Origin of the sequence: Pseudomonas sp. (assembly GCF_032058845.1) — a bacterium.
Lineage (GTDB): Bacteria > Pseudomonadota > Gammaproteobacteria > Pseudomonadales > Pseudomonadaceae > Aquipseudomonas.
On the sequence record NZ_DAMCCR010000122.1, the window covers coordinates 1 to 10,995 of the forward strand.

Genomic DNA, 10,995 nt, shown 5'->3' on the forward strand with positions numbered 1-10,995 from the left:
GCATGCTCGCCCAGCAGTTCGGCGAGCGCCGCGTGGGCCTCGGCGTGCTGCGCGGTGAGGGCGTCGAGCTGCGCGCGCAGCTGGTGCTGCTGCTCGCTGCGGGCCTGCTGCTGATCGAGCAGGCGTTGCAGCTGTTGCTGGCGCTCCTGGTGCTCTTGTTGCTGCTCGCGGCGCTGCTCGAGCTGCTGCAGGCGCTCGCTGAGCTGCTGGTCGAGGGCCATGAACGCCTCGGCAGGCTGCTCGCGCAGGGCTTGCAGACGCTCGCTCGGCAGCACCTCGGCGAAATCGCCATAGGCCTGCTCCAGGCGTTGTTCGTCTGCGGCCAGCGCAGCCCGTTGCTGGCTCAGGCGTTGTTCGGCGTGCTGCTGGGCTTCCTGGGCCGCGTGCAGCTGCCGGGTGACCTGAGCGGCGTCACGTTGCAGGCGGTTCAAGGCCTGCTGACGCTGCTCATCGCGATGAATTTCCTGATCCAGACGCCGCGCCTGGCCGTCGAGCCAGGTGCCGCGCGCAGCCGCTTCTTGAGCCTGCAGCGCGGGCCACAGAACCAGCGCTTCGAGCTGCTGCTGGAGCGGCTGGCACTGCGTATCGAGCTGCGTCTGCTCCTGCTGATAGGCCTTGAGCTGCCCGTTCACCCCGCCCAACTCGCTGCGCAGCGCGTCGAGGCGCCTGGCGAGCTGCTGCACTTGCGCGACGGCGGCGGTTTCCTCGGCCTCGTCATGCTGGCCGAGGCTGTGCAACAACGCCTCGGGCTGATGGAACGGGTGCTCCAGGCTGCCGCAGACGCTGCACGGCTCGCCGTCACGCAGCTGCGCCCGCAAGGCCTCGACGCTGTCGTGACGGGCCAGGCGCTGGCGCTCCAGCAGCTGGCGGGTGACGTTCAGAGCCTGCTCGGCAGCGGCGTGTTCGGTTTTCGCGGCAGTGCCGTCCTGAATCAGGTGTTGGCGTTGCTGCACGGCCTGCTGCTGACGCGCTCTGAGCGTGTCCAGGCGTTGCTGCAGGTCGTGAGCCTGGCCGTGCAGGCGCGCCGCTTCGTCGACCGCGCGTTGCTGCTTGCGGTTGTCTTGCAGCATGGCGCTGAGCAGGTCGAGCTGCTCATCCACCGCTTGGGGTTCGGCACCACCTTCGCGGTAGAGCAGGTCGAGCGCTTGGCGTTGTTCCAAAAGCTGGGCGTTGGCCTGGCTGACCTGTGCCTGCAAAGCCGGGAGTTCTTCACGGCCTTTATTGAGTCGGGCGGCGACTTGCAGCACCTGTTGCAACTGGCCGCGATAGGCCTGCCAGGCATCGCCCAAGGTCGCCAGCACAGCGCTCTGCGTCAGAGCCTGATCCAACTGCGCGAGCTGCGTCTGATCGCGCTGTTGGGCGGCTTCCAGTTGCTCACGTTGCTGCTGTAAGGCGGCGCTAGCCTGCTCGGCCTGCGCGACGGCGTTGCTGGCCTTTCTCAGTTCGTCGTGCAGGCGCGAGCGCGTGTCTTGTGCGGCGAAGGCCTGACGCAACCGCGGCGCGCTGTCGGTGGCCTGTTGTTGGCGCTCGGCCAGAAGCTCTGCGGCAGTGACCAGCGCACTTTCGAGCGCTTCACGGTGGCCCTGCAGGGCTGTTTGTTGTTGCCGGTGTTCGGCCAGCGCGATGGCCAGTGGCTGCAACAGCGCCATGACCTGATGTTCACGTTGGAACTGGTGACGCTGCGGCGCGAGCTGCTCCAAGTGTTCGAGATCGCCGCGCTGGGCGGCCAGGCCCTGCACCTGATGCTCGGCAGCGTTCAGCGCCTGTAGCGCAGTCTGATGCTGTTCGACCAGTTGCTGCTGTTCCTTCGCCCAAGCGCGTTGACGTTCCAACTGGCGTTGCTGGTCCTGATCAGCCTTCAACTGCTGCTGTGCGCCGAGCAAGGTCTGGTCCAGCTCGGCGCGGGCTTCGCTGGCCATCGGCTGCACATGGCTGGCGTGGTCCAGCAACGCCTGCTGAGCTTTCTTGGCCTCCGTGGCCTTGCTGAACGCACGTTGCCCCAGACGCGTGTAGATCGAGGTGTTGGTGAGCTTTTCCAGCAGCTCGCTGCGGTCCTTGTCGTTGGCCTTGAGAAAAGCGCTGAACTCGCTCTGGGCCAGCATCACCGCGCGGGTGAACTGCTCGAAGTTCAGGCCCAGGCGGGTTTCCAGCAGTTCCTTGTATTCCTGCTTGCCGCTGCCCAGCAGCTGTTCGCTGTCCAGATCGTAGAGGCTTTGCCGGCTGTTCTGCAGCTTGCCGTTGGCCTTGTCGCGGGCGCGGTTGGCTTCCCAGCGGGCGCGATAGCGGCGGCCATCGACGCCGACGAAATCGACCTCGGCGTAGCCACTGCCAGTGCCGCGGCGCAGCAGGTTGCGCGGATCGCTGGTGGCGATATCGCCCTCGGCATCCGGCACCTTGGTTTCGCGGCCCAGGTCATTGAGCCGCGGCACGGTGCCGAACAGCGCCAGGCACAACGCATCGAGCAAGGTGCTTTTACCCGCGCCGGTCGGCCCGGTGATGGCGAACAAGCCGGCGCTGGCCAGCGGTTCGGCGGTGAAGTCGATTTCCACCGGCCCGGCCAGCGAGGCCAGGTTCTTCAGGCGAATGGCAAGGATCTTCATGGCTGCTGCTCCTCCAGCTGCACGTCCTGCAGCAATTGGGCGAAGTCGGCCAGCGTCTGCTCGTCGACCTCGTTGCCATAGGCCTGGGCCCAGGCGCGGCTGAAGAGGTCTTGCGGGGTGAGCTGGCTGAGCTCGACGAAACCCTGGTCGTCATCGCTGGCGCCGGCTGATCCTGCATACTCGGCGCCGATGCGCACCAGGCGCACGGCCTTGCCGCTCAGGGCGGTGTCGATCTGCTGGCGCAGGTCGGGCTGCGGTTCGTCCAGGCGCACGCGCACTTCCAGCCATGGCTGGCGGTTGGGGTCTTGCAACAGGTCGGGCGCCGGCAGCTCGGCCAGTTGCGTCAGCACCTCGGCCAGCGGCGCCGGGCCGACCCGCAACAAGGCCACGGCACGCGGCACCAGACGCGGCTCGACACTGACCAGCTCGGCGCCGTCCAGCTCGATCTCCAGCACCTGGTGCGGGTAATTGATCTCGGCGAACGACAGCGGCAGCGGCGAGCCGCTGTAGCGGATGCGCGACTCGCGGTTGACCTGCTGCGGCTTGTGCAGATGGCCCAGCGCAACGTAGGCGATGCACGGGTCGAACAAGCGCGCTGGCAGCGCCTCGGCATTGCCGATGATCAGGCTGCGCTCTGAGTCTTCCGACACCGAGCCACCGGCCATGTGCGCATGGCTGATGGCGACCAGGGCCTGGTCTTTCCTGCGCTTGCCCTGCGCCACGGCGGTCAGTTGTTCGTGGACCTTGGCGATACCCTTGAGGTAGTCATCGCCCAGTTGCGGGCCGGTCACCTCGGCCGGGCGCAGGAACGGCAGCGCCAGGCACCAGGCACAGACCTTGCCGCGTGCGTTGGTCAACGGAATCAGCAGCCGCTCGGCATCCAGCTCGCCATCGTCGAGCCAATGCACGCGGCCCAGCGCATGAGTGCGCAGGCGCCGCATCAGCGCCGCTGGCAGCTCGATGCGCGAGCCTGAATCGTGGTTGCCGGCAATCATCACGATGTCCAGCTTGGGCAGTTGCTCGTGGGCCCTGACGATGAAGTCGTACAGCCGCTCCTGCGCCTTGACAGGCGGGTTGACGGTGTCGAACAGATCACCCGCGATCAGCAGCGCATCCGGCTGGCGCAGCTGCAACTGGCCAAGCAGCCAGTCGAAGAAGCAGGCGTGTTCGAAGTCGCGTTCCTGGCCGTGCAGGCTCTGGCCCAGGTGCCAGTCGGAGGTGTGAAACAGACGCATGGATGACCTGTGAAGTCGGGCCGCGCCGGGGGTGGCGGGGCGGGGAAAAGGGCGTGTTGCGAATGGGCGCTATGGTAACCCATGGGAGGGGATGGACGGGGAAGGGTGACAAGCAGTGGATGCCCGTGTCTGTAGCCCCAGCCTTCCCATCTTCCCAGCCTTGCCCGACAATGGTCCCCCTGTTCCGAGGTAGTTCAGCGGTAGAACGCTCGGCTGCTAACCGAGTGGGCGCTGGTTCGACTCCAGCCCTCGGACCCACTACACCGCCCTGTGTGAGGCCGCATGTCCCAGCGCGATAGCGACTCCGCCGCACGGCCTGGCATTGGCGCCAGCTATGCCAGCGTGCAACTCTGCAAAGCCCTGATCGCTCAGGACGAGCGCCTCGATCCACAAGCGCGCGCCCGTGCCGCCGCACGCATTGCGCGTTGGCAGCAGGTACTTGCGCACGCCGTGCAGGGCACTGCGCAGTACGGCTCGCGCACGCCCCTGGCCGACGTGCCCGCCTGGGTCACGCTCGAAGTGAGCACCGGCGGCTTTGCCACGGGGCGGCTTCTGGCAGGCGGAGAGCTGAGCGAATACGAACGCGAGCTGGCCCAGTCTGTGCCGGGTATTCGCGCAGGGTTCGAGCGGCTGGACATCAACGCCTGGCATCTCACGGAGACGGGTATACAGGTTCTGCAGCAGCGCCTGGCGCAGGGCAACTACCGCATCGATCTTCCCGAGCAAGCAGCGCTGCTGACCGTGGCCTGGCTGCTGGGGCAGCAATGCACCGAGCAAGCGCATGACCTGATCGACACGCTCCTGCCGTTCTTCGACCGCCTCGGATTCTTTCCGCTACCCACCTCGGAGCCGCCCGTCTCAGGGGTACAGGTTCATGTGTGTACGGCTGGCGAGGTCAGGCAGCAACTGGCAACCCGGCCGGCGCACACGCGGCTGGCGGCGCAGAAGCAGGCCGTGAACGTCCGTCTGCCACTGTACGACGCGGCCGTGGCCCATTTTCTGCAGACCTATCAGGACGCCTGGCCGTGTCGGCACTATCCCGATGGGTGGCACGCCCAGGCCGCGACGCTGTGCACGCGCTACGAGGCCGCTTGCCAGGCCGGCACTCCCGGCAAAGGCCGTGCCGTGGAGCTGTATGCCTTGCTCGCGCAATGTGCCGAGGCGCCGAGCACAGTGACGGGTCGCCAGGTCGGGCGCATCCGCCGGATCGTCGACGACTTCGTGGGCAAGCATGGCCGTCCCGATTCGCCGGCGCATCAGGCGTTTCGCGACCGCCAGCGCTGGCAAGTGGCCGCGCCAGGGCATCATCTGATCGCCCACGCCGTCTCGACGCGCCTGGCGCGCTATCCGGCCGAAGCAGCCATCGCCGATGTCGCGGCGCTGTGTGTGCCGGTTACCGCAGAGGAGTCGCACGCCACCGAACTGGAGGAGGGCACCGCACTGCCACCGGCGATCAGCCGGCGCCTCGCACGTTGTCGCAGCGGCACCCTCGCTGAGTTGGTGGCGTGTGGGCTGATTACCTCGGGCGATGCCCTGGCCAAGGTCTTGTCCACCGTCACGGCACAGATCGGCAGCGCCAGCTTCCACGACCCGGCATTGCGCAGGTTGTACGGCGCGAACTACCGCGCATTCCGTCGTCGCCGCTCGCTGTTGCTGCTCGACCTGCAACACCAGATCAGCTTGGACGAACTGCCGTGGGTGGCGGCCATCGAAACGCAACGCCAACGTCAGGGCGTCGCCGCCAACGCGGCCCGAGAGACCCTAATCGACACATCGGCATTGACGCTCAGCGCCTTCCCGCAGGCGATCATTCCCAACAAGTTGCTGCAGGAATTCCAGGCGCTCGCGACTTCGGCACAGCTGGACATGCCGTTGGTCGAAGAAGTGGCTGCAGACATCTTCATGGGTACGTTTTCCAACAAGTACATCGACGTCGCCAGGCGTGCCGCCCGGTGTCTGGTGGATACCTTGTACGCTCGGTATTACGCCATCGACCTCGATCAGTTGATGAGACTCCCCGACACGCCGAAGGCGGACACCCAGCAACCGGCATGGGAACGCCCACTTCAGCACGACGCATTGGCGCTGCTCTGCGCGCAGCGTGCGAACGCGCCAGTGGATGGAGGGAATGTTGCGCGCAACGGCACCCTTATCGAACAGCAGCAGATCCTGACGACACACAACCTGGCGACGCTGTTCTGTGGGCTGGAGCTGAAAACGTTGTTGGCCACGCAGTTGGGCGCGCTTGCGTTGGTGTGCTTCAAGTGGATTTGCGTAAGGCAACAAGTGCAGATGAATTGTTATCACGCGCGCTTGGTGATGCTCAAGAACACGGCCTACGCCTGGCGGCAGATGGTGTTCTTCCTGTCCATGCTGGACGAGGCCGGGATGAGGCGCTCGCTCGAGGATATCGAGGCGTTCTTTGCTGAGCAGTCGGCAGCCTTTCAGACTCGGTTTTCGCCTGTTATGACAGGGCTGCGATTGGCTGTTGATGGGCGTCGATTACCTCAGCATGAAATGACCGCTGAGGGCGCGCGCGTATTTCTGGGGTGGGCCACGGGGCGGCATTGGTTGATGCAGTGATGAGTTGGCAAGCATGAGCTCAAGGGTGAGACGTGCCCACGCGGCCTGGATTTCACGCGAGCTCGGCATGACGCGGTGATGGCGTCGTTTGATCTCGTCCCCAAGCCCTTGCGCAAGCTCATTGAGATCACTGGTTGAACATTTCGTAAAAAAGCGTAACATTCCTGCCCATGATTCTCGAACAGCTCAAAGCCCTGGGTAATGACACTCGCATGCAGATGATGGAGTGGCTCAAAGACCCGCTCAGTCATTTCCCGCCTCAGGATCATGGCGATCCTGCGATAGGCGTGTGCGTGACTCACCTGCAGCACAAGGCAGGGCTGTCGGCCTCTACCGCGTCTGCCCATCTGGCTATCTTGCAGCGTGCCGGCTTCGTGCTGACCACGCGCATCGGCAAATGGACCTACTACCGGCGCAATGAGCAGGCGATCAACGACTTTGCGGCCAAGCTGCTCATCGAGTTGTAATTTTTTAAGCTTTCATTTCGTTATTTCGCGTAATTAGAAAATATGAGGAACCTCCCATGAGCAACAAGACTGTTTTCGTCCAACCCGGTGGCGGCTATGAAAACGTCGAGGTGGGCAGCAGTGAAGTCCAGCCTGCAGCGCGTGGCGAAATCACCGTGCGCCTGCACGCCAACTCGCTCAACTATCACGATTTTGCGGTGGTCAGCGGTATGTGGGGCCCTAGTGAAAAACGCATTCCCATGGCCGATGGGGCAGGTGAGGTCATTGCGGTGGGCCCGGATGTCACCGAGTTCAAGGTGGGTGACTCGGTCGTCAGCACCTTCTTCCCCGAGTGGATCGACGGTGTGCCCCTGGTCGAAGGCTTCGTCAGCGTGCCAGGCGATGGCATCGACGGCTACGCCCGCGAGCAAGTGACCGCCAAGGCCACCTCGTTCACCCTCGCGCCTGCTGGCTACAGCCACGCAGAAGCCTCGACGCTGACCACCGCAGGCCTGACGGCATGGCGCGCGCTGATGGCCGATGACTCGCTCAAGCCAGGCGACACCGTGCTTGTCCAGGGCACGGGTGGCGTTTCAATCTTCGCCCTGCAGTTCGCCAAAATGGCCGGTGCCACCGTCATTGCGACTTCCTCGAGCGACGAAAAACTCGAACGCCTGAAAGCGCTCGGCGCTGACCATGTGATCAACTACCGCAAAGACCTCAACTGGGGCGAAACCGCGCGTGCCCTGACCGGTGGCCGTGGCGTCGACCACATCATCGAAGTCGGCGGCCCTGCGACGCTTGAGCAATCGATGATCGCCATTCGCGTGGCGGGTCATATCTCCGTCATCGGGATACTGAGCGGTGTCAGCGGTGCGATGAACTTTGTCCCCGCCCTGGTCAAGCAAGTGCGCCTGCAAGGGGTATTGGTGGGTAGCCGCAGCCAGCAGCAAGACATGATCCGGGCCATCAATGCCAATGGCCTGCGCCCGGTCATCGACCGCCATTTCCCGTTGAGCGAGATGGTCGAGGCGTTCAAGTATCAGGAAAGCAACCAGCATTTCGGCAAGATCTGCCTGGATATCTAAGCGCTTGTGAGTGGGCATGGTGCGTGTGCCTCTCTCAAAGATAGGCAGGCCTTGTCCGTGATGAGCTGCACATTTGTCTTTGATGGCCAGCCATGGTTGTTCGGTGTGCTCGCCAAATCGACAGAGTTCCTCACTTTTCACAGACAAAGATTCCATGACTCGGGGCACTCAATACATTGATGAGTGTGTGCGAAATCCACTGACCAATAGACCAGGGCGGGTTTTTCAATGGGCCAATCATTGATTGGCCCGCCCAGTGTCACTTCTGCGGTATCAGCGTGCTACGCACTACTGAGTTCGGTTGATACGTTGCAACACGCACTTCGTCAGGGCTTGCACCATCTGTAGTTGATGAACTGTGTTGACCAACATGGGCACACCGGGCTCACCGGCATTCGCGCAGATATATTCGTCGAGGGTGGTTTCGATGCCGGAGATGAGTTGGAGAGTGTGAGTCAGGGCGTCGACCGGGGGTATGTCCGGGTTTATAGAACAGAAGGTTTGAAAGCTGCGGGCTTTGGGTGGATCAGGAACAGGCTTTTTCATGCGTCGGTCCTTTGCTGGATCAGAACGAACCGCCACCTGACCTTCTCACGGGTTTAGGTGGCAGCCACACGCGGGGTGAGAAACCGAGCCAGCAAAGGGAAACTCGGCCAGACCGAGGTCTGCCCGCGTATGGCCGCCATGAAGCACGGCCGAACCAGCTGATTCTCGGGTTCTCACGCCCGGTCGTCGAAACGACAGGACGGACGTTATCCCTGAAGAATTTCCCCGACAATAGCGATGGTTCAGCGCGGCTCGTAGGATAAGTCGCCAGTCTGCCGATCCTGAAACATTTGCTGTGAAGTTCGGAAAGGTCTTACAACGATTACTTGCGGTTTGGCCGAGTTTCTGGCGTTATCACGAGACTTTATACGAAACGCCTGCTTACAAATGTACTGCGTTGTCATGTAGGAGCGGCTTCAGCCGCGATGGGCGGCGCAGCCGGCCTGTCTCATGCAACGCATATCTGCCGATAGTGCGCGATCGCAGCTATTGGGGCTGCTTTGCGGCCCGTCGCGACTGAAGTCGCTCCTACAGTCGCTCAGTTTTTACAGGACCGGTCGCTCTTCCAAGACCGGATTTGCCTGCACAGCACCTTGAACATGACCGTTGCTAGGTGACAGGCGGTTGGCGCCTACGGCACCACGCTTACTTGGGATAGAGGGGTGGCAGGCCGCCGTCTCCCGTCGTCAGGGCCTCAATTGCCTCGCCCTGCGGGATATCCCCAATCGCCCGCCACAGATCCGCTCCCTGCCAATACTGCCCACTCTCGCTATACAGCGCGCCATTCAGCGCATCCAACGCCTCCGACAACGGCACGAAGCGCGCTGCCATCTCCGCCAGCGTCTCCGGCTGTTGCCGCGCCCAGGCATCCAGCGCCTGGCGCGTGGCGTGGGAATCGTTGGCCTGGCAGGCTCGTTTCAGGTCATCCAGCAGCGTGCGCGGGCTCGGCCCGCTCGGCGCCACCTTGAGCACCGCCGGCCGCGAACGTGCGCGCCACCACAGGGTGAAGCCCAGCGCGGTGCTCAGGGCGAGTAACAGCGTGGCCAGCTGCCACGGCCACAGCCGACCGATCCCCGCCCGCGGATCACCGCCTGGGGTATCGCTTTCCAGCGCCGGGTTGGCCTGCACCTGTACGCTGCGCGCCGGCAGGGTGCTGGTTTCCAGATGATCTTCGCGGGTGTTCCACCACGTTACCTCGACGCTGGGCAGGGCCAGCGCGCCGCTGCGCACCGGCACCAGGGCTTCGCGCTCTTCGCGGTTGGCGGTCATGCCACGCTCGCTGACATCGTTGCGCAGCAGCGCCTGATCCGGGTAGCGGCGCAGGCCGTCGATCTCGGTGGCCGGTAGTGGCGGCAGTTGCGTGCTCGACAACCCTTCGGCGCGCAGGGTGATGCTGCGGGTCAGCGAGTCGCCAATCTGCGTGGGCTGCTGGGCAGGGTCGGGGTTCCAGTGCTCTTCCAGGCTCAGGCTGCGCGCCGGCAGCCAGGGCACGTTTTTCGGGTAGCCGGCCGGTATGGCTTTGGCCGTGAGCGTCAGGGCAGTGGAGGCGACCTGCACCTGGCGCCCGCCGCGTGTGCTGCCGGGGCTGGCGTCGTCGGCGGCGGTGGCGGTGAAGGTCAGGCCGGGCAGCGGCAGCACGCCGCTTTGTTGGGGGTACAGGGCGTAGCGGGTCTCGATCACGCCGTGGCGCACGCCGTTGATGTCTTTTTCATAGGTGCGCGATTCGCCCAGCGCCTCGACCTTGATGCCTTCTGCCTGTACCGGGCTGAGGCTGCTGTCGTCGTACAGCGGCACCGAATGGTAGATGCGCACGGTCAGCACGGCCTGGGCCTGTACGTATACTTCGCGGGCATCGAGTGTGGTTTCGATGAACACCTGGGACGCGTTGCCGGGGCGTGAGGCGTCGGCCTGCAGCACTTGCAGCTCGATGGGCTGGCTGTGCGACTGGCCCAGTTGTAGCGCCGGGATGGTCAGGCTGCCGCTGCGCTTGGGCAGCAGGGAGACGATCCAGCGGGTGCTGGCGCGGGTTTCGCCGTCGAGGGTGTGCAGGCTGTTGAGCTGCCGTGTGCCACGCACGTCGAAGTCGGCGTCCAGGCTCGACAGGTCGGGTTTGCCGAACTGGGTGACATCCTGGCTCTCCAGGATCAGCTCCACGGTTTCCCCGGCTTCCACGCGGGTGCGATCGACGCTGGCCTGCAGGGTCGGCTCGGCCTGGGCCAGCAGCGCCCAGAGCAGGCTCAGTAGAAAGACGCCGACGCGGCTCATGGTGTTTTTTCCTGATGCAATTGCTGTTCATACCAGAATTTGCGCCGCAGCAGCTGCGCCGGGTTGTCGGGGATTTCGCGCAGCCATTGTTCCAGGGCCTGGCGCTGTTCGGCATCGAGGTTGCCGGCGGCGGGGCGGGCGGGCGCGTTGGGTGTGTCGTTGTCCGCATCGCCGGCGTTGCCACCCTGGGCCTGGTTGCGGCGGCCAGCGTCGGCCTGTTGGCCCTCGCCGG

7 protein-coding genes, 1 tRNA gene and 1 pseudogene are annotated in these 10,995 nt (G+C 64.3%); 4 read left to right on the forward strand and 5 right to left on the reverse strand.

The features are described 5' to 3' along the window. On the reverse strand, positions 1–2,600 hold a 2,600-nt coding region (locus RT028_RS17915), incomplete at its 3' end, for an AAA family ATPase (RefSeq protein ID WP_312936469.1). Further along, the gene (locus tag RT028_RS17920; RefSeq protein ID WP_312936471.1) at positions 2,597–3,835 is read right to left on the reverse strand and encodes an exonuclease SbcCD subunit D C-terminal domain-containing protein; all 1,239 of its coding nucleotides are present in this window, start codon (positions 3,833–3,835) and stop codon (positions 2,597–2,599) included. The genes RT028_RS17920 and RT028_RS17915, both read right to left, overlap by 4 nt. A 183-nt stretch (positions 3,836–4,018) precedes the next feature. On the opposite strand from RT028_RS17920, the gene RT028_RS17925 reads away from it, so the two are divergent. From RT028_RS17925 to RT028_RS17940, 4 genes are all read left to right on the forward strand, one after another. Then, positions 4,019–4,093, forward strand: a tRNA-Ser gene (locus RT028_RS17925). 261 nt (positions 4,094–4,354) lie between these two features. After that, positions 4,355–6,418, forward strand: coding sequence for a hypothetical protein (locus RT028_RS17930; protein ID WP_312936473.1), 2,064 nt, complete (start codon positions 4,355–4,357; stop codon positions 6,416–6,418). Positions 6,419–6,588: 170 nt separating this feature from the next. After that, complete coding sequence (locus RT028_RS17935; RefSeq protein WP_312936475.1) at positions 6,589–6,885, forward strand: winged helix-turn-helix domain-containing protein; 297 nt, start codon at positions 6,589–6,591, stop codon at positions 6,883–6,885. A gap of 56 nt (positions 6,886–6,941) precedes the next feature. Continuing rightward, complete coding sequence (locus RT028_RS17940) at positions 6,942–7,952, forward strand: NAD(P)-dependent alcohol dehydrogenase (RefSeq protein WP_312936477.1); 1,011 nt, start codon at positions 6,942–6,944, stop codon at positions 7,950–7,952. A gap of 288 nt (positions 7,953–8,240) precedes the next feature. On the opposite strand, the gene RT028_RS17945 is transcribed toward RT028_RS17940, so the two are convergent. From RT028_RS17945 to RT028_RS17955, 3 genes and pseudogenes are all read right to left on the reverse strand, one after another. Beyond that, positions 8,241–8,498 (reverse strand): hypothetical protein, encoded by a 258-nt coding sequence (locus RT028_RS17945; RefSeq protein ID WP_312936479.1) that lies wholly within the window; start codon positions 8,496–8,498, stop codon positions 8,241–8,243. Between the two features lie 645 nt (positions 8,499–9,143). After that, entirely contained in the window at positions 9,144–10,763 is a 1,620-nt protein-coding gene (locus RT028_RS17950) for a BatD family protein (RefSeq protein WP_312936481.1), read from the reverse strand. Continuing rightward, positions 10,760–10,995: pseudogene (locus RT028_RS17955) on the reverse strand (hypothetical protein); the annotation flags it as partial. The gene RT028_RS17950 and the pseudogene RT028_RS17955, both read right to left, overlap by 4 nt.

Excerpts from the sequence above, each read along its gene's own strand:
- RT028_RS17940 (WP_312936477.1), top strand. The coding sequence starts at position 6,942 with ATGAGCAACAAGACTGTTTTCGTCCAACCCGGTGGCGGCTATGAAAAC.
- RT028_RS17920 (WP_312936471.1), bottom strand. The coding sequence starts at position 3,835 with ATGCGTCTGTTTCACACCTCCGACTGGCACCTGGGCCAGAGCCTGCAC.
- RT028_RS17950 (WP_312936481.1), bottom strand. The coding sequence starts at position 10,763 with ATGAGCCGCGTCGGCGTCTTTCTACTGAGCCTGCTCTGGGCGCTGCTG.
- RT028_RS17935 (WP_312936475.1), top strand. The coding sequence starts at position 6,589 with ATGATTCTCGAACAGCTCAAAGCCCTGGGTAATGACACTCGCATGCAG.
- RT028_RS17945 (WP_312936479.1), bottom strand. The coding sequence starts at position 8,498 with ATGAAAAAGCCTGTTCCTGATCCACCCAAAGCCCGCAGCTTTCAAACC.